The sequence below is a fragment of the Pseudomonas trutticola BRTCR10 genome (assembly GCF_056155105.1).
The window spans coordinates 2705617-2727367 of sequence record NZ_CM149552.1 but is presented as its reverse complement, the minus strand read 5'-3'; the positions used below and the strand labels follow the sequence as shown (position 1 = coordinate 2727367).

Below are 21751 nucleotides of genomic sequence, written 5' to 3'. Positions count from 1 at the left end.
TATCCCCCATCAGCCAATTTCGGACGCACGCTTCACGGCTGCGCGAATTCTTGGATAAGTGCCGCAGCGGCAGATATTGCCGGAGAGCGCCTGATCGATATCGCTGTCAGTGGGCTTGGGGATTTTCGCCAATAGCGCGGCGGCCGACATGATCTGCCCCGACTGGCAGTAACCGCACTGCACCACGTCGAGTTCGGCCCAGGCTTGCTGCACCGGGTGCGAACCGTCTGTCGACAAGCCTTCGATGGTGAGGATTTTCTGCCCGTGGGCGACGGCGGTGGCCGGGGTGATACAGGCGCGCAACGGCGCCCCGTCAACATGCACCGTGCAGGCGCCGCACTGGGCCATGCCACAGCCGAATTTGGTACCGGTCAGGTGCGCGACATCGCGCAGGACCCAGAGCAACGGCATGTCCGCGGGGACATCGAGCTCCTGATCCTTGCCATTGATATTCAAGGTCAGCATCGGGGGATTTCCTCAGACTCACGGTGTTCTGAAGGGGCGTCGCTGCGGCCACAACAGCCTGCGCGCGCCTCGGCTTATCCCTTTCAGCTAAGCGTAATTTGCGTTTGAAGCCAGACGTTGCGACCACCGGTCATGCAGATGTCGACTTTAATCCTACAGTTGATAACGGCTCTCACCGAGCCAGCCACGCTGCATGAGCGAAACCGGTCCGCGAACACTGCGCGGGTTATCCATCACATTGGTCAGGAGTAGCGAGCATGGGATTTGTCACCACCCAAGACGGCGTCGACATCTTTTACAAAGACTGGGGCCCGAAAGACGCCCCGGTGATTCATTTTCACCACGGCTGGCCACTGAGTTCGGATGACTGGGATGCGCAGATGCTGTTCTTTCTCGGCAAGGGCTTTCGGGTCATTGCCCATGATCGCCGTGGGCATGGGCGATCGAGCCAGGTCTGGGACGGCCACGATATGGATCACTACGCCGATGATGCGTTGGCGGTGGTCAATCACCTGGGCGTGAAGAACGTCGTGCATGTCGGCCACTCCACTGGCGGCGGTGAAGTCATCCATTACATCGCCCGGCATGGACAGGACAACGTTGCCAAAGGCGTGCTGATCAGCGCCGTGCCGCCGTTGATGGTGCAGACTGAAAGCAATCCGGGCGGTTTGCCGAAATCGGTATTCGATGATTTTCAGGCGCAGCTTTCGGCGAATCGCGCGCAGTTTTATCGGGATATTCCGAGCGGGCCTTTTTACGGGTACAACCGGCCGGGGGCGATTCCTTCCGAGGGGATCATTGCGAACTGGTGGCGTCAGGGCATGATCGGCGGCGCCAAGGCGCATTACGACGGAATCGTGGCGTTCTCGCAGACCGATTTCACCGAAGACTTGAAGAAAGTCACCGTGCCGGTGCTGGTGATGCATGGCGAGGATGATCAGATCGTGCCGTATGCGAACTCGGGGCCTTTGTCGGCGAAACTGCTGCCCAATGGCACGTTGAAGTCGTATCCGGGGTTCCCGCACGGGATGCCTACAACGGAGGCAGAGACAATTAACGCTGATCTGTTGGCATTCATTCGCGGTTGATATTTGTAATCTTGTTCGCGGTCCCCTGTGGGAGCTGGCTTGCCAGCGATAACGGCAGCACACCCAACATTGATGTGTCTGACAGATTGCTATCGCTGGCAAGCCAGCTCCCACAGGTTTTGTGAGAGGACATCCATCTCGGTTACCACAAGGGCCCCATTATTCCTCTGTGCGCCCTGAACTTTCACGATCACGCTCGTAATGGTGAGCCAATGGCAGCGCCGACAGCCATGACTCGCGGCGGATGGTCCAGAGTTCGTAAGTAGGCTTGAACTGATTGGGTTGATCGAGTGAACCGACGTTGACCTCGACTTCATCCGCCGAACGCGTGAACACCGGAGAGCCGCAGCGCGGGCAGAAAAAGCGCCCATTGTAGTCGCGGGTTTGGCCAGTGACCTTCAACGCATCTTCGGGGAATATTGCCGAGGTGCCGAACAGCGCGCCGTGACGTTTGCGGCAGTCGAGACAGTGGCAAATGCCGACGCGGTAGGGCTGACCTGTCACTTCGAAACGGACGTCGCCGCACAGGCAACCACCAGTCGATCGATTCATGTCTCACCTCCACTTCAGAATTTGAAATTACCGATCATCCAGACGACAGCCCTCACCCTAACCCTCTCCCTGTATGTACCGGAGACATGGTGGACACATGTTCGGAGACATGGTGGACGGTTTTAGATCTTCTTACCTGCCGTAACGNATCTCCTTGGTGATGAGCAATGTGTCTATTAAAAAGTGTCCACCATGTCTCCGAACACCTGTCCACCATGTCTCCGGTACATACACTCCCAGAGGTAGAGGGAACTGACCGAGCTGGATGCTCGAAATACGCCGACCTGAAATATCGAGTTGAACTCAGGTTCTGGAGTACATGGAGATCGGCTCCCTTTCCCCCTCGCCCCCTTTGGGGGAGAGGGCTGGGGTGAGGGGGAATCCCACTGACACACCGCAAAACCCAAAGCCCCGCCATCCAGTATTTCATCAATAAACACAAAGCCGTGATCGCGTTTAAAGCACACAAACCGTTACGCCATCCTCCCTACAACACCTTGCGCCGTTACCTACGCGTGCGCCAGAATCCGCCGGCTTACACGGCTATGGGCCGGGCTATATCGTTTCCCTGTCACTGAAAAACAGTGATCGGGTTTGGTAGCCCGCTTTAAATTGTCGTTGTTGCGACACCTTCGATGCTGTCTCTTTTTTGAGGTACAGCTTTGATGGTGGGCATGCGTGGGGCTCCTCTGTGAGCGCCGGGTTTCCCAATTTAACCGGTCTACCAACCTGCGCATGGCCGCCACCCGCCGTTTGGTAGCGAGGGTGATGGCTCCCATTTTTTAAATTGGAGCTTTATCTATGTTCAAAATCACGCCAAACCCACCGTCCACCGATCCCATCCCCCACGACCCCGCGCTTGACCCGCAAAAGGTCAAAGAAGCGACTGATCGCGCCCTCGACTACTACCTCAAGCCCGAAGACCTGGCGGCTCCGCCAGCATCGCCCAAGTTTCGCCCCGTCTATCTCGTCGACCCCACGCTGGATGACGAAACCCTGCTGGTCGAGGCCTGTGAATCGCTGTCATACGCCCATGCCATGGCCGGCAATATCGCCAACTCCGTAGGCGGCCCGGAGCGCAAACCGTTGCTGGCGTTGCAACAGGTGATCATGTTGAACGAGCTGTTGGTCAATCGATTACTGGATAAGCTGCGCCTGCCGTAGTCGTTGCCAGACGGATCGCCATGCCGGGCCGGTACATCCTGCATGGCGATCTTCAATCCGGCGTCCATACTGATTTTTTTGCACCGCATCGGACCACGACATGCCCTCCCCCGAATCCACCCTTTTGCAGAGCTGGCACGACAACGCCCACGCCTGGATCGAGGTGATCCGCAGCGGCGCGATTGAAAGCCGTCAGCAGGTCACCGACCAGGCGATTCTGCTGGCGATCATGGGCCGACAACCAGCACGCGTGCTTGACCTTGGTTGCGGCGAAGGCTGGTTGTTGCGGGCGTTGGCAGATCGCGGCATCGACGCGACAGGCGTGGATGGCGATGCGACGCTGATCGAGGCAGCGCGTTCGGCCGGAGCTTCGGCGGTGCATGTCGCCACTTATGAGGCGTTGGTCGAGGCGACGGTGGACATCGGACGCGACTACGACCTGATCTGCGCCAACTTCTCGCTGCTGCATCAAGACATCATCCCGTTGCTCACCGCGATGAATGCGTTGCTGGTGCCCGGAGGCGCGCTGGTGATTCAGACGCTGCATCCGTGGGCGGTTGCGGCTGGTGATTATCAGGATGGTTGGCGCGAGGAAAGTTTCGACGGCTTCAAGGGCCAGTGGCAGCCGATGCCCTGGTATTTCCGCACCTTGTCGAGCTGGCTTAATGCGCTGGATATGGCGGGTTTTCGTTTGATCGGACTGCAAGAACCCCAGCACCCGCAGAGCCCGGTGCCGCAGTCGTTGCTGATGATCGCTGAACGCCGATGATGCAGGAATCATCGTCGAGACATGGGTCTTGCATACGCCGCGCACTTGTGGGAGCTGGCTTGCCAGCGATGGCGTTGGGTCAGGCAACCTGGATGTCGGGGCTGCTGGCCTCATCGCTGGCAAGCCAGCTCCCACAGGAATTCAGTGGATGGCGAGTGGGCGGCGGGTCTGATACTGCGCCAGCAGGCGCATGACGTAGCCGATTTTCAGCAAGGTCGGGCCGAGGATGGTCATGGCGTGCATGGCCACCAGCAGCGCGATCGGCATGTTGCCTTGATACAGATAAGCGCCGTAAATACCCGCCAGCAAGACAATCAGGCCAGCGACGAGCACTTTGCTCGACAGGTGCAGAACGTTCAGCGGACTTTCGAAGAAGGTGAACATAGCGCGGTACTCCTGAGTAGGTACAGAAGCCGTTTCAATTCTTGTGCCAGATTTCCTCCCCCATAAAATCAGCTACTTGCGAAAAAAAGAGTCAATTTGACCCAGATCAATAAAAGTCATTTTGACTCACTGAATTGTCATTAAGACTACACAACTCCACGCCCGACATCCCAACCACCCAAAAGCAAACCAATATCATTTGCACACCATCCGTCCTTTTGCTTTAATCGCGACCCATTCTTATTTAGACCCGTAACGGTCGCTCTGGACGCTTGCTCTGATGACGGTCGCCGACGCCTCTCTCGTGCAGAATCTCTACCTCAGCCATCACCGCTGGCTGCATGAGCTATTGCGTCGGCGCCTGAGCAACGCGATGGATGCGGCGGACCTGGCGCACGACACCTTCATCCGCGTGCTCAAGCGCCCGCAAACCTTCAATGGCGAAGTTCACGAACGCTCCTATCTGGCGACCATTGCCCGGGGCCTGTGCGTCGATCACTGGCGACGTCGGCAACTGGAGCAGACCTGGCTGGAAACCCTCGCCAGTCGCCCAGCGGACTTGCAGCCCTCGCCCGAGCAACAGGCGATCATCGTCGAAACCCTGCACGAAGTGGACGCCATGTTGCAGCGTCTGCCACAGCGGGTCAGCGATGCATTCATTCTCGCGCAGCTGCATGGCATGCCCTACAAACTGATCGCCGAACAGCTCGGCGTCAGCGAGCGGATGATCAAGAAATACCTGGCTCAGGCGATGATGCATTGCGCCATGCTCGAAGCCGAACTCGATGGTTTGCTGATTGAGTAGCCCGGTGAACAAGCTCAGCCACGCCAGCCTTGAGCAAGCGGCGCAGTGGTACGTGCAATTGCATGACGACCACGTCGCCGAGCACGAGCGCCTGAGCTGGCAGGCGTGGCTGGCGCAAAGTCCTGAGCATCAGGCTGCCTGGCGTTATGTCGAACGCGTCGGCCAGCGCTTTGCGCCGTTGCAGGGCGATAACGAAGCCCACGCCATCAGCCACACCCTGCGCACCAGCACACGCACCTCGATCAGCCGTCGACAGTCGCTCAAAGGGCTGTTGATTCTCGCGGCAACCGGGCTGACCGGTTGGGCCGCGTGGCGCAGTACGCCGATGGTCGAACGCCTCAGCGCGGATCTGTCGACCGGCACCGGAGAAACCCGCGAGGCCACACTCAGCGACGGCAGCCGCATCTGGCTCAACGCCCTGAGCGCCGTGAATGTGCGATTTGACGCCACGCAACGCCTGTTGCAATTGCATGCCGGTGAAGTGCTGATCGACACCGCCAAGGAGCTGGGCCGCGCCTTTCTGGTCGATACCGAGCACGGCCGGATGCGCGCACTGGGCACGCGGTTCAGCGTGCGCCAAAACGAGCGCAATACCCTGCTCAATGTCTATCAGGGCGCGGTCGAGGTGCGTAACCAGCAAGGCGAAAGCCAGGTTGTGCAGGCCGGCCAACAACTGGCCTTCAGCATCGGGCGCCTGGGCAACACAGCTCCGGCCAGCCCGTCCCGCGAGGCCTGGCGTCAGGGTCTGTTGCTGGCGGACAACCTGCCGCTGGGCGAGTTGATTGAAGAATTGAGCCGTTATCGCCCGGGGCATCTGCACTGCGATCCGGTCGTGGCGAGCCTGCCGGTGATGGGTTCGTTCCCGCTCAAGGATACCGATCAAGCCCTGCGTTTGTTGGAAGCGGCGCTGCCCATTCGTGTCGATAAAACCTTCAACTGGTGGGTCAGCGTCGGGCCGAGCGTGTGATTTTTTCGGCGCACGGTTCCCTTTTTGCCGGTTCGTTCGGTTGACCCTCAGCAGCCCCTCTTTTCGTTGATCGCCCCGGGAACTTCATGTTGCGCTCCACCCTCGCCCGCAGCCGTTTCGCCCTGGCCCTGGCATCTGCCTTGCCGGGGGCGTGCGTGTCGATGGCGCTGGCGGCGCCCGCTGTCGATCAAGCGCCAAGGCATCACTATTCCATCGCTGCCGGCCCACTGGTCACGGTGCTCAACCGTTTTGCCGAGCAGAGCGGCGTGTTCCTCGCCGGCCATAACGATCTCGCCGCCGACAAGCGCAGCCCCGGCCTCAACGGCGATTACAGCGTGCGGCAAGCCTTGCAAATCCTCCTCGATGGCAGCGGCCTGCAAGCGCAGCAGCAAAACGGCGGCGGTTTTGTCCTGCGTATCAGCGATACCGCAAGCCCCGTGCAACTGGACGCCACGACAATTTCCGGCAAGCCGCTTGGCGCCATCACCGAAGGCAGCCACGCCTACACCACCGGCCAATCGTCATCGGCCACCGGCCTGCCGCTGTCCCTGCGCGAAACCCCGCAATCGGTCACGGTGATCACCCGCCAGCAACTCGACGACCAGGGCGCCACCGCGATTGCCGACGTCCTGCGTCACGCGCCGGGCATCAGCGTGCAGAACTACGACAGTGAGCGCTGGGAGTTTTCCAGTCGGGGCGCGCCGATCAGCAATTTCCAGTACGACGGCGTCAATACCGACTACGACGGGGTCTACGATTACGGCACCACCAGCACCGACATGGCGACCTTCGACCGCGTCGAAATCATCAAGGGCGCCACCGGCCTGATGACCGGTTCGGGCGATCCGTCGGCCACGGTCAATCTGATCCGTAAGCGCCCGACGCCAGTGTTCCAGGCGGCGCTGAGTGGCAGCCTCGGTTCGTGGGATAACGTGCGCACTGAAACCGATATTGCCGGCCCGTTGTCTGCCAGCGGCAACGTGCGCGCACGCTTTGTCGGCGTCCATCAGCAGCGCAGCGCTCACGCCGATCACTACCAAAACACCAAGGACATTGCCTATGGCATCGTCGAAACCGACCTGACTCCGGACACCCTGCTGACCCTCGGTTTCGACCAGCAGAACACCCGCTCGCGCGGCGCCAGTTGGACCGGTTTCCCGATGTTCTTCACGGACGGTTCGCGAACGAAGTTCTCGCGCTCGTTCAACCCGGCCACCGACTGGAGCCGCCGCGATTTCATCAATCAGACGCTGTTCGCCGCCCTCGCCCACCAACTGCAAAACGACTGGACGCTGAAACTCAGCTACGACCGCAAACACCGCGAGCACGACACCCTCCTCGGCTCGGCCAGCGGCGGCAATCCGGACCCGGCAACCGGCGACGGCATGTTTCTGTACATGGGCAAGTTCAAGGGCGATGAGGTGCAAGACAACGTCGATATCAACCTCGGCGGACCGTTCAGCCTGTTCGGCCGCGAACATCAGCTGCTTATCGGTTTCATGTCGATGAACACCCGACAGGACAACCCGGTCTACGGCTCGGTCTACCCGCCGCTCAATGGCAGTATTTTTGACTGGCGTGGCGAATATCCCAAGCCCGATATCCCGCAGATCGGCACGGACGCCATCGTTCAGCGCCAGACCGGCGCGTACTTTTCAACGCGCTTCAAGGCCAGCGACGATCTGGCGTTGATCCTTGGCGGACGGGTCAGCGATTTCACCGCCAGCGACCACCTCGACTACCGCGATCCGGCCACAGCGGATGTGCGCGACGGCTACCGCCAGACCGGTGTGGTTACGCCGTACGCGGGCATGGTCTACGATCTCGACGATTCCTATTCGCTGTACACCAGTTACACGCGCATCTATCAACCGCAGCTCAGCAAAGACGCCTCGCGCCAGGTCCTCGACCCGGTGCAGGGCGACAGCTATGAAGCGGGCATCAAGGCCGAGTATTTCGACGGTCGGCTGAATGCGAGTTTCGCGGTGTTTCGCATCGAGCAAGACAACGTCGCCGAACAGGTCAGCGGCTTCGACAACGAGGCCGTGTACCGCGCCGTGCAAGGCGCGACCACCAAAGGTTTTGAATTCGAACTGGCGGGCGAGGTGGCCGACGGCTGGAACCTCTCCGCCGGCTACGCCTACAACCATACCCGCGATGCCCACGGCAACCCGGTGTACGCCTCGATCCTGCAAACCACCGCACCGGAGCAATTGATCCGGCTATTCAGCAGCTATCGACTGCCCGGCCACTGGCAGAACCTGACGCTGGGCGGCGGCGTCAGTTGGCAGAGCGAGTTTTTCGGCAACGTGTTCCAACCCGATGCTGGCGAGAACGTGCGCATCACTCAGGACAGTTACTACCTGGTCGATGCGATGGCGCGCTATCGCTTCAACGAGCACCTGAGCACCACGCTCAACATCAAGAACCTGTTCGACAAAACCTACTACACCGGGCTCGGCAACTTCGGCACCGGCTTCTATGGCGAACCGCGCAGCCTGCAACTGACCACGCGTTGGGATTTCTGATGGTGCGCGCCGGTTAGGGTTGCTTCAGATACGTGCCCCGGAAAGCGTCGTACTCGCCATAGGCTTCCACCCACACGGCACCGTCGAGCAGACGTACGCGGTAGAGCGGCTCAGTCACTTGTTTCTGTGCGATCAGCAGATTGCCCGCCAACAATGGCCACTGTTCATTCACCTGACCGGCCGGTTTGTCCGGTTGCGTGACCGCCATCTGCAGGGACGCCACTTCGCTACCCTGCGGATCGCGGGTGATCTTCAATGTCAGCCATGCCGAGCGCTGATCATCGGTCACCATGACGTAGCGTCCTTCACGTTGATCGGCCGCCACCGCGGCGAGTTTCTGCGGCGCAATATGGAACGCGGTCGGGCGCGATTCAACGGAATACGACTTGTCCCCGCTGTGCCAGGTCCCGCCTTGGAAGCCGTTCTCATCGGGTTCACCGTCAATAAACCAGTTGCCGGTAATCGTGCCCTGCTCACTGATCTCATGCAGGGCAATGCCGCCATCGTCGTAAGGTTCGCCGACCAGTCGGATGGGTTTGCCGCTGCCACCGGTGTAGCGCACTTCGCCGATGTAGACAGCGCCCTGCAATTGCCACCACAACTGGAAAGCGATTTTCCCGTCGAGCTTGCCGCGCAACATCACCGGCGCCTCACCTGTCGGCCCTTCGAAACGACGTTGCTCGACCCACTGCCCCCCCTGCAAATTGCGCTGGGTGATTTCGGTGTAGCCTTTGGGCATGAACGGATTGGCTTCGGAGGGCGCCTGCGCCACTTCGACGGTTTCCGCCACGCGCACCGGGCGCTTGTCCTGAATTTCCCAGCTCGCCTGCTGACGCCAGCAGCAACCGCTTTTCGAGCGGGTGACCAGACGTCTGCCTGCGCTATCGATCTCGAACATGCCCAGGTTCGGCTCACGGGTCAGGGCGGAGAATTGCTTGTTCGGCATCAGCAGCGGATTCGCCGCATCGAACAGATAAACGTCGTACGACGCCGCCGCGTAGCCACCGTCATTGCCGTTGCGCACGGCCAGGTCCTGCTGTCCATCGAAATTGAAGTCGCCGAACACCAGCAACCGCTGATCCTCGCAGCACAAGGTGGGTGCTGCGCCGTCAGTCTTTAACAGCTCGGAGGCGTCGGGTGTTGCGATTGTTTGCAGCACATCGCCGCTGACTTTATCGCGCAGGATGATCTGCGCCGCTACCGGGTCGAAGCTGTCTGCCGGCGGCTGCTCGACACGCACGTCGACAAGGTAGTTGCCGGCCGGGTCCTGGAGCTGGCAGCTCAATGGGGCCGCGCTAGCTGATGCCGTCGCGAACAGGCAGGTGAAAAACAGGGAACGTGGGGCAACCATGATGCGAAGCGTCCTTGCGGCAAAATCGGGGCGGCAAGTCTATCGACAATCCAATCGCGGCGCACTTGTCGATCTACGGCACCGCCAGTCGACCAAGGACTGACTACGCTGTTAATCCTGCGTGTCTAACCTGCCGAGGATGACTGTCATGCAACGCTTTCAAAAACTCACACCGTGCCTGTGGTTCGACGATCAGGCCGAAGCGGCGGCGAAGTTCTACTGCGCGATCTTCGACCACTCGAAAATCACCGGCGTGACCCACTACAGCAAGGTCGGTCAGGAATTTCACGGCAAGCCGGAAGGTGCGGTGATGACCGTCAGTTTCGAACTCGATGGCCATGCTTTCACCGGGCTGAATGGCGGGCCGATGTTCAAGTTCAGCGAAGCCATCTCGTTTCAGGTCAATTGCCAGAACCAGGAGGAAGTCGACCATTTTTGGGGCAACCTCTCAGCCGGCGGGCCAGTAGAAGCCCAGCAATGCGGCTGGCTCAAGGACAAGTTTGGCGTGTCGTGGCAGATCGTGCCGGTGGCGTTCATGCACATGATGCAAGACCCGGACACCAGCAAATCCCAGCGGGCGATGCAGGCCATGTTCCAGATGAAAAAACTCGATATCGCCGAACTGGAACGGGCCTTTGCCGGCCAGAGCTAATACACTCGGGCGCTGGCCTGCCGGGAATGACGTTGATGAAACACGCTGCCGCGAAAAACCCTGAAAAAGCCCCGCGCTTCTGGCGCGACGACGCCCTGCCCTTCATCGAGGCGCGGGCGATCGCCGATGGTCGCGAGGTGTGTTACGCCCGGCATTCCCATGCGCATTTTTCGATTGGAGCGATCACCGCCGGGCGCAGCACCTATGTACACGAACAAGCGCAGTTCGAAGTCACGGCGGGCACCGTGGTGCTGATGAATCCCGGTGATGTGCATGCGTGCAACCCGATCGATGATCAGCCGTGGTCGTACCTGATGCTGTACGTCGAGACGCCATGGCTGACCGATCTGCAACATCAATTGGGCTTCAGTGCCGAGCTTGAGTTTCGCCGGTTTGCCACCACTCATCTCGCCGACGCCAAGCTGTTCGGCGATCTCAACGGGCTGTACGAGGTGTTGATCGACGAGCAGCAGGACGTCTTGCGCAAACAGAGCGTGGCGGTGGAATTCTTCAGCGATCTGCAACTGCGTCTGAACCCGGCACAAGCTCCCGTGCGCGAGCCGAATTTCAAGCTTGAACGCGCCGCCGATTACATCCGCGAACATTGCACGGATCTGCTCAGCCTGGATGACATTTGCCTCGCGGCGCAGCTGTCACCGTCGTACCTGATTCGCGCCTTCAAACAGTATTACGGGATGACCCCGCATGCGTTTCTGGTGAACCAGCGCATCCAGTTCGCCCGTGGCCGTTTGCGCAGTGGTCAGTTGATCGCCGATGTGGCGCTGGAAGCGGGGTTTGCCGATCAGGCGCATTTTCAGCGAGCGTTCAAACAGCATCTGGCGGCGACGCCGGGGCAGTATCGCGGCTGACCGGAACGCATCGATGTCTGTGACGAGGGAGCTTGCTCCCGCAGGAGGGCGAAGCGCTCCCAAATCCGCAAGAATGCGCTACATCTGGCAGCTCTGATTGAGCCGGATTGGGGTCGCTGCGCAACCCAGCGGGAGCAAGCTCCCTCGCCACAAAGGTCAGCGTTGGAGTCAGGGTTGCTCCTCGTCAAGGTAGCAGCAAGTAGATCGCACTCACCGCCAACAACCCCGCCATCAGTCGATTGAACAAGCGCATCCCTGCCGGATTGCCCAGATACCCGCGCAAAAACGTCCCGGCATACACCCAGCAGCCCACCGACACATAGCAGATCACCAGATACACCGCCGCAAACTGCCAGACCAGCCGCGCCTCGCCATCGGCGACAAACGCGCCCATCCCGGCCACGCAGGCCAGCCAGGCTTTGGGGTTGAGCCATTGCATCACTGCGCCATAGAGCATCGACGGCGCACGTGCCGAGTCGCCAGTGTTCAGTTGCCCGTCATCGCTGGCGAGTTTCCAGGCCATGAACAGCAGAAATGCCACCCCCGCCAGTTGCACCAGCCGAGTCATGAACGGCCATAGCTTCAGCACTTCATGCAGGCCCAACCCCATCAGCACCAACAGCAGCACAAACCCCAGCGTCGCCCCGGCGACATGCCGCTGACTGGCACGAAAGCCGAACTGCGCACCGGCACTCAGCGCCACAATATTGACCGGCCCGGGGGTGATGGACGCGGCGAGGGCAAACGCCGCCATCGAAACAATCAGACTCATTGCACACCTTCTTCAAAACGAGGAACAAGGCGCTCAAAGTAACCAGCGCCCTGCCCTCGGTATTGAAGAAAATCGCCCTGACCGCACAAATACTTCGTCCATCGACAATCCCTTGCAGGATTGTGCTGATGGTTATTTGTCGGACTTGATGCTGGTCCAGACCCGGGTCCGTACGCGCTCAAGCTTCTGCGGCAATGGCTGGACGACGTAAAGGTTTTTCAGCGCTTCGGGGGTCGGTGTCAGGTTCGGATTGCCGGTGATTTCCTTGTTGATCAACGGCATCGAATCCTTGTTCGCATTCGGGTAACCGAGGAAGTCACTGATCGGCGCAATCACTTTCGGATCGAGCAGGGTGTTGAGGAATTCATGGGCCTCGGCGACGTTCTTCGCGCTCTTCGGAATGGCGAAGGTATCGAACCAGATCGGCGCGCCTTCCTTCGGCAAACGCCAGTCGACCACCACGCCGTTGCCCGCTTCTTTGGCGCGGTTGCCGAACTGGTAGAAGCTGCCGGAGTAACCGATGGCCACGCAGATATCGCCATTGGCGATGTCTGTCATGTATTTGGCCGAGTTGAAATAGGTCACGTACGGACGAACCTTGAGCATCAACTCCTTGGCTTTTTCATAGTCGGCAGGGTTTTGGCTGTTAGGGTCGAGGCCGAGATAATGCAGGGCCAGCGGCAAGATCTCCGAGGGCGAATCGAGCATCGCCACACCGCAGGATTTGAGCTTCTCCATGTTCTCGGGTTTGAACACCAGATCCCAACTGTCCACCGGCGCGTTGTCGCCCAGTGCCGCCTTGACCTTGGCCGGGTTGAAGCCGATCAGCACGGTACCGACCATGTAGGGCACGCCGTACTGATTGCCGGGGTCGTTTTTGTCCAGCAGCTTCAACAGTTCCGGATCCTGATGGCTCCAGTTCGGCAGCTTGGTCTTGTCGAGTTTCTGGAAAACGCCGGCCTTGATCTGCGTATCAAGGAATTGGTTCGACGGCACCACCAGGTCGTAACCCGAGTTGCCGGTCAGCAGTTTGGCTTCCAGGGATTCGTTGGTGTCGAAGGTATCCCAGGTCACTTTGATGTTGGTTTTCGCGGCGAAATCCTTGGGCACGGACGGCAGGATGTAATCCGCCCAGTTGTACACCCGCAGTTCGCGCTGCTCGGCGTGGACGGCGCTGGCCAGCAGCGTCAGCCCACACACGGTGGCACCCAGAATACGTTTCATCGTGACCATGGTTGTTTCCCCAAAAAGCGGCGTGAGTTCGATGGTTTTTATGTTCTGTACACGGCAGCGGCGTTAAAGGTAGCCGAGGGCAAAAAGGTCTGGCGTCTCGTTATGGCTTTGATTCTTGCTGACAGCGCAAACGGATCACAGTGGGGGATTGGCCAAAAGGGGATCGATGTGGCCAATTTGAATGACCGCTCGAATGCGGAGGACCGGGCGAGCATCACTTGTGGCGAGGGGATTTATCCCCGATGGGTTGCGAAGCGGCCCCCTCAACCAAAGGACACCGCATTCGCAGATTTCACGACTGCTTCGCAGCCGATCGGGGATAAATCCCCTCGCCACGCCCCAACCGCACCGCCCTGCTCTGCTGCGTCTGGCCGCGCGTTGCCAGGCAGTAATACAGCGGAACGGTCACCACCAGGCCGACCAGCCACGACAGATCCGCACCATCGACCAGGTTGGCGTAAGGCCCGACGTACAGCGAGGTATTGGCGAACGGCAGCTGCACGATGATGCCGATGAAATAGGCAATGATCGCGTGCAGATTGAAGCGCCCGTAAATCCCGCCGTCGGCGCGGAAGATCGAGGTGATGTCGTAGTTGCCGCGCTTGATCAGGTAGAAGTCGATCAGATTGATCGACGCCCACGGCACCAGCACCAGCAACAGCGCGAGAATCAGCCCGATGAACTCGGAAATGAAATCCGCCGACGCCCCGAGCGCCACCACACAGCAACCAGCCAGCACCACGCTCGACAGCACCACGCGCACCTTGATGCTCGGCGTCCATTGGCTGGCGAAGGTCTGGATCGAGGTGATGATCGACAGCACCGCGCCGTACAGATTCAGCGCGTTGTGGCTGATGATATTGAGCAGGAACAGCACCATCAGAATCGGCCCCAGCCAACCGGTCGACTGCTTGACCGCGACCATCGCTTCGGTGCCTTCCGGAGTCGCCAGCACGGCCACCGCGCCAAAACTGAACGACAGAATCGTGCCCAGTGTCGCGCCCAGATAGGTGGCCCAGAATGGCTTGGCAATACCGATATCCGCCGGCAGGTAACGCGAGTAATCGGAGACGTACGGCGAAAAGCTGATTTGCCAGATGATCCCCAGCGACACCGTCGCCAGCCAGCCGGACAGGTTGAAACTGCCACGGGTGAGAAAATCCGCCGGCAAGTCATGGGCAAAGATGTAGATGAACCCCGCCAGCAGCGCACTGCCCATCACCCAGGTACCGATGCGATTCAGCGTATGGATGAAGTTGTAACCGATCACGCCGATAGCCGTAGCGGCCAGCGCCCCGATCAGGATACTCAGCGGTGCGGGCACCGACGGCGCAATCCCGACGATGGATTTACCGGCGATCACGATGTTGGAAATGAAGAAACCGATGTAGATGATCGCCGCAAAGAACACGATCAACAGCGCGCCGTAACGCCCGAACTGGCCACGGCTCTGAACCATTTGCGGAATGCCCATGCGCGGGCCCTGTGCCGACGCCAGCGCAATCACCACCCCACCGATCATGTGCCCCAGCACAATCGCCAGCAGCCCCCAGAGCAAATCGAGATGGAACACCTGAACCACCATGGCGCCGGTGACGATGGGCAGTGGCGCAATGTTGGTGCTGAACCAAAGAGTGAAAAGGTCGCGGGCCTTCCCGTGGCGTTCCGCGAGTGGGACGTAATCGACCGTGTGATTCTCGATCAACGGATCTTGCCGGGACATCTGGGACATATGCATGAACTCGAGTTTGTCTGTTCTTATCGTTGTATGAAGCCAAACCGGGAGGACGTATTGGTCACCCCTCAGATGGAAACCATATTATGGTATTCCAAACAATTCACAAGACTGATCCGTAGTTTACGGCGCTATCTGATGCGCCATCCTCGCTGATACCGCAGCTCAGCGGCCAGCCGAAAGCCCCATAAACATTGAGTTTCCGACGAACGCGGTACGTTTATCGGTTCAGCTTAAAAGCCCTTGCAAAGATAAAATAGCGGTATACCATCAGACCAACAAACACATAAAAACAGCGTCACAACACCCGAGGATCGTCCAATGATCGATGCGGCCATCTACAAACAAGTCATGGGTTCGTTCCCGTCCGGCGTCACCGTGATCACCACCCTGGATGACGACGGACAGATCGTCGGCCTGACCGCCAGCGCCTTCAGCTCGCTGTCGATGGACCCGGCCCTGGTGCTGTTCTGCCCCAATTACAGTTCCGACTCCTATCCTGTCCTGATCAAGAACAAGCGTTTTGCGATTCACGTCCTGTCCGGCGGCCAGCAAAGCGAAGCCTACGCCTTCGCCCGTAAAGGCAAGGACAAGGCGCAAGGCATCGAGTGGACGTTGAGCGAGTTGGGCAACCCGATCCTGGCCAATGCAACAGCTATCATCGAGTGTGAGTTGTGGCGCGAATATGAAGGCGGCGACCACGCCATCATGGTCGGCGCGGTGAAGAACCTCATCGTTCCCGAACAGATCGCCGGGCCGCTGGTGTACTGCCACGGCAAGATGGGCGCCCTGCCCGTTCTGGCCTGATCAAAACCTCAAGCCCCGCACAAATCAAATGTAGGAGTGAGCCTGCTCGCGATAGCGATTTATCCGATGTCGATGAGTTTTCTGACACACCGCCATCGCGAGCAGGCTCGCTCCTACAGTTTTGTAGCCATAACAACAAAAGATCCGAGGAAGCGTCATGAAATTTTCCCTGTTCATCCACATGGAACGCTGGGACGAAAGCGTCAGCCACCGTCAACTGTTCGAAGACCTGACCGAACTGACCCTGATGGCCGAGGCCGGCGGTTTCAGCACCGTGTGGATTGGCGAACACCACGCCATGGAATACACCATCTCGCCGAGCCCGATGCCACTGCTCGCCTACCTCGCGGCAAAAACCACCACCATCCACCTCGGCGCCGGCACCATCATCGCGCCGTTCTGGCACCCGCTGCGGGTGGCCGGTGAATGTGCACTGCTCGACGTGATCAGCAACGGCCGCATGGAAGTCGGTCTCGCACGCGGCGCTTATCAAGTTGAATTCGATCGCATGGCCGGCGGCATGCCCGCCTCATCCGGCGGCCAGGCCCTGCGGGAAATGGTCCCGGTCGTGCGCGCCCTGTGGCAAGGCGACTACGCCCACGACGGCGATATCTGGAAATTCCCCACCTCGACCAGCGTGCCGAAGCCGATTCAGCAACCAAATCCACCGATGTGGATCGCCGCCCGCGACCCGGATTCGCACAACTTTGCCGTGGCCAACGGCTGCAACGTGATGGTCACGCCGCTGATGAAGGGCGACGAAGAAGTCCTCGATCTGAAGAACAAATTCCAGACCGCGCTGGACAACAATCCTGATGTGCCGCGCCCGCAACTGATGGTGCTGCGCCACACCCACGTGCACACGGCGGATGATCCGGACGGCTGGAAAATCGGCGCGAAAGCTATTTCACGTTTCTACCGCACCTTCGATGCGTGGTTCGGCAACAAGCAAACCCCGGTGAACGGCTTCCTCGCGCCGAGCCCGGAAGAGAAGTTTGCCGGGCGTCCGGAGTTTGAGCTGGAGAGCCTGCACAAAACGGCGATGATTGGTACGCCGGAAGAGATTATTCCGCGCATCAAGTATTACCAGGAACTGGGGGTGGATGAGTTCAGTTTCTGGTGTGACAACAGCTTGCCGCATGCGGAGAAGAAGAAGTCGCTGGAGTTGTTTATCAAGCACGTGGTGCCGGCGTTTCGTTAAGTCACTGCCGATGGCCAGCCGAAATAAAAAGCCCCGAGCAATTCGGGGCTTTTTATTTTAAATCGGAAAATGCATATTCCTGCCTGCGAACTCAACCACTTTTAAAGCAACATCACACTCGCGCCAATAAACGGCGTGCACGCTCGGACATTTCAGCGTTATCAACCTTGGCCAGCAATTGCAATTTTTCTCTAGCCTTATCGGTACCGATCTCGTGTAAAGCATAAATGCATTTCACACCCAGAGCATGCTCGGAAGCGATATACGGAAAGCAGGTCAGCGCCGTCTTGAATAAATAGTCGACCGCACCAGGGTATCTGAAAACCTTCAACTCCCTTGCAATATTCTCGTGACTGATGTGCCATTCTTCAACGAGTAAGCGGCATAACACATCCGCACAGTCTTGAGTGAAACCGAACACCGCACCGAATATCAGCAAGCATTCCACGCTGTCAGCGTCTTTAATTTCAAGCGCAGTTTCCAGTTCAGCACGCAGGTAATCTTCGGGGATATCCCCACCATTAAATAAAGACTCAAGAAAACAGTCTGTTGAGATCCGATGCGACACCAGATCAATCATCAAGTCCTGCTGTTGTTGATTCATAGCCCGCCTCCGAAAAAACTGCTCTTATCGCCAGATTTCTATTCATATCCAGGAAAATCAGGCGTGATTTCACAAACAACACCCGCTGACGCAAGAATATTTCTAGCCTGTAAGACCTCCTGCGCCTGACCGCTGAATACCAGAGCATCGCCTTGCTGGAGTGTAAGCCTGGAAATCAAATAATTTTGACCTGTCACCTCGGAGACAGCCTTTACCTGGGCTTGATTCCGATAGTCGCCGCGACAGCGAACTTCATACCTGCACCTATCCAGCTGGATGCCGGGCATATTCGTTGTCACTACCGACCAGTCACACTGATCGCATCGTGTTCCCTGGGCACGACCTTCTTCGAAGAAGATCAAATTGCCCCCACACTGCTCGCACTTCACGCCGCAGGATTCATTCATTAGGGGTTACCACAGTCAATAATCCGAAGATTCGCCTCTTCTGCAGATCCGCAACGGCTATACACCGCTCATCGGCTTGAAGTCATCAATGGCTGGTGTTTTACGTCAGTCTTTACTGGATCGGCTTCCTGCACATCAACTCCAGCATAACGTTGCACACGTCGCTTTTTCTATCAAGACGCCCACTGGGTTTTTTCAGGAAACTCGCCACTCACGAAAAAACGAGCCAATTTCATACCGACTCTATCTGACCATTGACCTTTCGCATCCAATGGACACTCCTTTAGAACAGCAATAGTTCCCTTTATTTTATCCAGCCTTATCAAACCCACCTCCACCCCCCGGCCAAACGTATACTCAACATACTCCTCAGTCTCTGCTGTTTTATCCATCTCTATATAAAACGCCATATCGGCTACTCAACTCAACAATTGAAAAATAAATACGCCGCCCCAAAAAATCACACACCCACTTACCTCTATCCCGAACAAGCTTTATATTTCACCAAAACCGAACGACAGGAAAGAATGGCGTCGTCTACGTCATGTAAAATACAAGGCCAAGCTTTGGCAAAGCTCAAAAAAACTTTCAAGTACAGAATCCTTTCAATGGGTCGAACTGAAAGCTTAGCGGGCAGCAAGGCTAAAATGTCGGCAAAATTTTACGTATTTTTTCAGCCAATTATATTGAACTTGGTCTCCCCCCATTTACTCCATGTCTCGACCAGTCTACTCAACTGGAATTTCGCGGATCGTATTGCTTAGCGTTAGGTAGGCGGAAAACGTGGCTATCAATCTCAATCGGAAACCATGCAGGCTTTTTCTCCACATTCACTTCCAATAGAACTCCACGCTACACGAACCACCTCTTGGGTCCAATTGTGAAGATACAGTCCCCCATACAAAATCATAAGCTATTAGAATTTCATTTTTTTTCTGAGGAATACCAAACAGCTCATTTAATAAGGCGTCGTGCTTGATCTTTAGCCCTTCGAGATCACGCCCATCACCACTTATCAATGCGAAGCCAAATTTTTTCAGACAACCTTTGAAAAAACCGAAACTCACATTAACTTGGCGACCTAAAATGCAATGATTCCAACTGGAAAACAGCATCCAGCCATTACCCATATCTATTTCACCATCAAATTTAACACCCTGCTCAACAAGCGCAGTGAACGTTAAATCTTTTCCAATCTCGATATGATCATCTAGATAAACACACCCACTTTTAATATCTTGCCTAGTCACGACATCACCTCTTAAATGGAATTGAACAAAATGGATCAACACATTCTCAAAATTTGGAATAAACATTTGTGAAGAAAACGGGCACAGACCACGTTTTTTTAATAAATTTCAAATCCGTGGCATGCCCCCATTTACACATTCACTCAAATAAATATAAACCAACTGTATCAACGGAAACTTCTTCAACCGGCAAGGATAATGCTTTTGCCAACGCAAACCCTAACCGCTCAAAAAATGGTTCACTCGAAGAAACTTCACCAAAAGCGGCACAAGCAATTTCTACAACTCCAGCTTGCACATCGACACCGCCTGCAAAAGCGCGCTCAAACCCAGAAACTGCAGCATCCGCGTATAGCTCAGGCAATCCGACAGTTACGGTTTCAAACGAATCAATTAGCGACCCTTTGTATATCGCACCAGTAGATCCAGAGCTTGCAACCCTAACTTTTAGAGTAGCGCTGCCAGTCGAGGCAATATGACGCACACCTAACAATCCGTATAATGCTCTCGCCCCCCTGGGCAGCATCACTTCAATGACTAAATAGCGCTCAATAGATTTTATGGATTCGCAACGCGCTGGGTATGAAAGCCTCTCTTCCACCCCGTCTACGATACAAAGAACCTTGTTAGGCTCATCGCGCCACAAACGCATAACACCTAACTGCCCGACTTTCCCACTAATCATTTCTGGCGACTCCAAAACTCCAACCACCTAGGAAAAACGGGGACAGACCACGTTCTTGGGGTGCTTTCTAAACGTGATTTGCCTCATTTATCCCGCTCCGACAAACTGGAACCCCACCGGATAAACCTTGCTCAACTGTGGTGTAAAGGTACTGCTCAGCGGTTCGCACCCTCAAATTCCACATAAACATATAAACTCATCCAGCGACATCACTGACCCTGGATCAGTTTCTGACAGCAGCACGTCTTGAATTACTACAAACCGCTTCTCAAAATCAATCAAAACGTCAAACAAATTAAAATTAAACTCGCGAATGCACATAACACTATCGGGTTCTTGTGCACTTAAAACCTCTCTACGCAGTAGCTCAAGTGTATCTTCATTAAATTCCTCACTTAAAATACGCTGAAACAACTCACGCATCATCAAAACCTCAAAGTGGGAACGCGGTAAAAAGGGGGAAAACCTCGTTTTCGGAGTGCTTTTTAAACGTGGCCCGTCCCCTTTTATCCCTTTTATCGCCCACATCTTCTTCAGACATCGAATCCGGAAGCAATCAAAAATAAGAAACGGTTTTCACTATTTAAAGCCCGTAGGAATATGGGTGACAACGGATGCCTTTTTGTAAAGATTGCCATCTTCCCAAATTAACTTATTTCCGACTTGAAACATGCAACCCGGAAAGCTGCACAGATTTATTTCCCCCAACTAGGACTGCCAGAACGTCAGACAAACCCCATATTCATCGAGAAGATCATCAGCAATTTCAAATTGAAAAACCTTTCCTGGAAAACAGTCTGACAATGCTCGCTTCCAATATCCGGCGAGCTGATCGGCGAACAAATGACAAAGACGATAATCTTCTTCCGACAGCCCCGACTTAAATATGAGTCGATCCGGCGCATCTTCCCACTTTGAAAAGAACTGATTTATTGAAAAAACATTTCTGTATCGTTCAACATCTCTACGTGATTTACTTTGCTCCAATACACCAGACCCTGTCTCGACCAGCCCCGTCAAAGGAAACTTCTGCGGGTCGTATTGCTCGGCGTTGGGCGACCAGAAAATGTGGCCATCAGACTCAATAAAATCAGGAGAAAGCAAACCTAGAACAGAAATTGTGTGTTCGAGTGAAACGAGATTTCCTGCATACGAGAAAAATTCTCCGGACCCAATATCCGAAGCAAACAGCTTCAATGATTCTTTAGAAATATTACCTTTATAAGCCTTCATTATTTCAACCTTGAAAAAATCGGGATATATTTATTTTTGAACAAATAAAAAACAACAAATCCGCCCTTCCGTGTTAATTTAGATAGCATGACCTAAAAATCGATATTTTTAAATACCATTCCGCCTACCATCGGGAGTCCGTCGAAAATCAACCCTGCGAGATCGGAATTGGAAATATCGGGACTGACCAAGATCACGCCCTTAAAACATCAACAGGCAGCATTCCATTC

General features: G+C 56.5%; 23 protein-coding genes. 10 read left to right on the top strand and 13 right to left on the bottom strand.

The genetic code is table 11. From position 1 onward, the window contains the following. Nucleotides 1–9: 9 nt before the first annotated feature. Entirely contained in the window at nt 10–465 is a 456-nt protein-coding gene (locus ACVVH8_RS12335) for a (2Fe-2S)-binding protein (protein WP_003224136.1), read from the bottom strand. A 257-nt stretch (nt 466–722) separates the two neighbouring features. Between ACVVH8_RS12335 and ACVVH8_RS12330 the strand changes: the two genes are divergently transcribed. After that, nucleotides 723–1553, top strand: a complete 831-nt coding sequence (locus ACVVH8_RS12330; protein ID WP_475230413.1) for an alpha/beta fold hydrolase — start codon at nt 723–725, stop codon at nt 1551–1553. Nucleotides 1554–1712: 159 nt separating this feature from the next. On the opposite strand, the gene ACVVH8_RS12325 is transcribed toward ACVVH8_RS12330, so the two are convergent. After that, the gene (locus tag ACVVH8_RS12325; protein ID WP_475230410.1) at nt 1713–2105 is read right to left on the bottom strand and encodes a GFA family protein; all 393 of its coding nucleotides are present in this window, start codon (nt 2103–2105) and stop codon (nt 1713–1715) included. A gap of 801 nt (nt 2106–2906) precedes the next feature. On the opposite strand from ACVVH8_RS12325, the gene ACVVH8_RS12320 reads away from it, so the two are divergent. Then, nucleotides 2907–3269, top strand: a complete 363-nt coding sequence (locus tag ACVVH8_RS12320) for a DUF6124 family protein (RefSeq protein ID WP_103303491.1) — start codon at nt 2907–2909, stop codon at nt 3267–3269. A 100-nt stretch (nt 3270–3369) separates the two neighbouring features. Continuing rightward, the gene (locus ACVVH8_RS12315) at nt 3370–4038 is read left to right on the top strand and encodes a class I SAM-dependent methyltransferase (RefSeq protein WP_475230408.1); all 669 of its coding nucleotides are present in this window, start codon (nt 3370–3372) and stop codon (nt 4036–4038) included. Nucleotides 4039–4179: 141 nt separating this feature from the next. On the opposite strand, the gene ACVVH8_RS12310 is transcribed toward ACVVH8_RS12315, so the two are convergent. Beyond that, nucleotides 4180–4422: a transmembrane sensor/regulator PpyR gene (locus ACVVH8_RS12310; RefSeq protein WP_475230405.1), complete on the bottom strand. Its 243-nt coding sequence runs from the start codon at nt 4420–4422 to the stop codon at nt 4180–4182. A gap of 280 nt (nt 4423–4702) precedes the next feature. Here ACVVH8_RS12310 and ACVVH8_RS12305 point away from each other — a divergent pair, with 280 nt between their 5' ends. The 3 genes from ACVVH8_RS12305 (at nt 4703) to ACVVH8_RS12295 (ending at nt 8722) form a co-directional block, all read left to right on the top strand. Continuing rightward, a complete protein-coding gene (locus ACVVH8_RS12305) occupies nt 4703–5227 on the top strand; it encodes a sigma-70 family RNA polymerase sigma factor (protein ID WP_103303488.1) in 525 nt (174 codons plus the stop codon). 4 nt (nt 5228–5231) lie between these two features. After that, on the top strand, nt 5232–6194 hold the full coding sequence (locus ACVVH8_RS12300) for a FecR domain-containing protein (protein ID WP_475230403.1): 963 nt from the start codon (nt 5232–5234) through the stop codon (nt 6192–6194). Between the two features lie 86 nt (nt 6195–6280). Further along, on the top strand, nt 6281–8722 hold the full coding sequence (locus tag ACVVH8_RS12295) for a TonB-dependent siderophore receptor (protein ID WP_475230400.1): 2442 nt from the start codon (nt 6281–6283) through the stop codon (nt 8720–8722). 13 nt (nt 8723–8735) lie between these two features. Here the strand turns inward: ACVVH8_RS12295 and ACVVH8_RS12290 are convergent, their stop codons facing one another. Then, a complete protein-coding gene (locus tag ACVVH8_RS12290) occupies nt 8736–10073 on the bottom strand; it encodes an FG-GAP repeat protein (protein ID WP_475230398.1) in 1338 nt (445 codons plus the stop codon). A gap of 148 nt (nt 10074–10221) precedes the next feature. On the opposite strand from ACVVH8_RS12290, the gene ACVVH8_RS12285 reads away from it, so the two are divergent. Together ACVVH8_RS12285 and ACVVH8_RS12280 are read left to right on the top strand one after the other, a co-directional pair. Further along, a complete protein-coding gene (locus tag ACVVH8_RS12285; RefSeq protein WP_315446546.1) occupies nt 10222–10725 on the top strand; it encodes a VOC family protein in 504 nt (167 codons plus the stop codon). 35 nt (nt 10726–10760) lie between these two features. Further along, nucleotides 10761–11594 carry an AraC family transcriptional regulator gene (locus tag ACVVH8_RS12280; protein WP_213028388.1) on the top strand — a complete coding sequence of 278 codons (834 nt, stop codon included), beginning with the start codon at nt 10761–10763 and terminating at the stop codon, nt 11592–11594. A gap of 184 nt (nt 11595–11778) precedes the next feature. Here ACVVH8_RS12280 and ACVVH8_RS12275 read toward each other — a convergent pair whose 3' ends face one another. The 3 genes from ACVVH8_RS12275 to ACVVH8_RS12265 form a co-directional block, all read right to left on the bottom strand. Then, nucleotides 11779–12366 (bottom strand): LysE family translocator, encoded by a 588-nt coding sequence (locus tag ACVVH8_RS12275; RefSeq protein ID WP_103303481.1) that lies wholly within the window; start codon nt 12364–12366, stop codon nt 11779–11781. Between the two features lie 132 nt (nt 12367–12498). Then, on the bottom strand, nt 12499–13599 hold the full coding sequence (locus tag ACVVH8_RS12270) for a polyamine ABC transporter substrate-binding protein (RefSeq protein WP_401297420.1): 1101 nt from the start codon (nt 13597–13599) through the stop codon (nt 12499–12501). A gap of 292 nt (nt 13600–13891) precedes the next feature. Then, entirely contained in the window at nt 13892–15331 is a 1440-nt protein-coding gene (locus tag ACVVH8_RS12265) for a purine-cytosine permease family protein (RefSeq protein ID WP_213028385.1), read from the bottom strand. A 324-nt stretch (nt 15332–15655) separates the two neighbouring features. Here ACVVH8_RS12265 and ACVVH8_RS12260 point away from each other — a divergent pair, with 324 nt between their 5' ends. Both ACVVH8_RS12260 and ACVVH8_RS12255 read left to right on the top strand, forming a co-directional pair. Then, entirely contained in the window at nt 15656–16141 is a 486-nt protein-coding gene (locus ACVVH8_RS12260) for a flavin reductase family protein (protein ID WP_016987069.1), read from the top strand. Nucleotides 16142–16298: 157 nt separating this feature from the next. Continuing rightward, entirely contained in the window at nt 16299–17342 is a 1044-nt protein-coding gene (locus ACVVH8_RS12255; protein WP_315446542.1) for an LLM class flavin-dependent oxidoreductase, read from the top strand. 112 nt (nt 17343–17454) lie between these two features. Here ACVVH8_RS12255 and ACVVH8_RS12250 read toward each other — a convergent pair whose 3' ends face one another. The 6 genes from ACVVH8_RS12250 to ACVVH8_RS12225 form a co-directional block, all read right to left on the bottom strand. Beyond that, nucleotides 17455–17946 (bottom strand): hypothetical protein, encoded by a 492-nt coding sequence (locus tag ACVVH8_RS12250; protein ID WP_103303477.1) that lies wholly within the window; start codon nt 17944–17946, stop codon nt 17455–17457. A 580-nt stretch (nt 17947–18526) separates the two neighbouring features. Next, complete coding sequence (locus ACVVH8_RS12245) at nt 18527–18763, bottom strand: hypothetical protein (RefSeq protein ID WP_103303475.1); 237 nt, start codon at nt 18761–18763, stop codon at nt 18527–18529. 420 nt (nt 18764–19183) lie between these two features. Further along, the gene (locus tag ACVVH8_RS12240) at nt 19184–19603 is read right to left on the bottom strand and encodes a hypothetical protein (protein ID WP_475230394.1); all 420 of its coding nucleotides are present in this window, start codon (nt 19601–19603) and stop codon (nt 19184–19186) included. A 139-nt stretch (nt 19604–19742) separates the two neighbouring features. After that, entirely contained in the window at nt 19743–20288 is a 546-nt protein-coding gene (locus tag ACVVH8_RS12235; protein ID WP_475230392.1) for a hypothetical protein, read from the bottom strand. Between the two features lie 171 nt (nt 20289–20459). Next, nucleotides 20460–20711 (bottom strand): hypothetical protein, encoded by a 252-nt coding sequence (locus ACVVH8_RS12230; RefSeq protein ID WP_475230389.1) that lies wholly within the window; start codon nt 20709–20711, stop codon nt 20460–20462. Between the two features lie 285 nt (nt 20712–20996). Then, a complete protein-coding gene (locus ACVVH8_RS12225; protein WP_475230386.1) occupies nt 20997–21521 on the bottom strand; it encodes a hypothetical protein in 525 nt (174 codons plus the stop codon). Nucleotides 21522–21751: the final 230 nt, after the last annotated feature.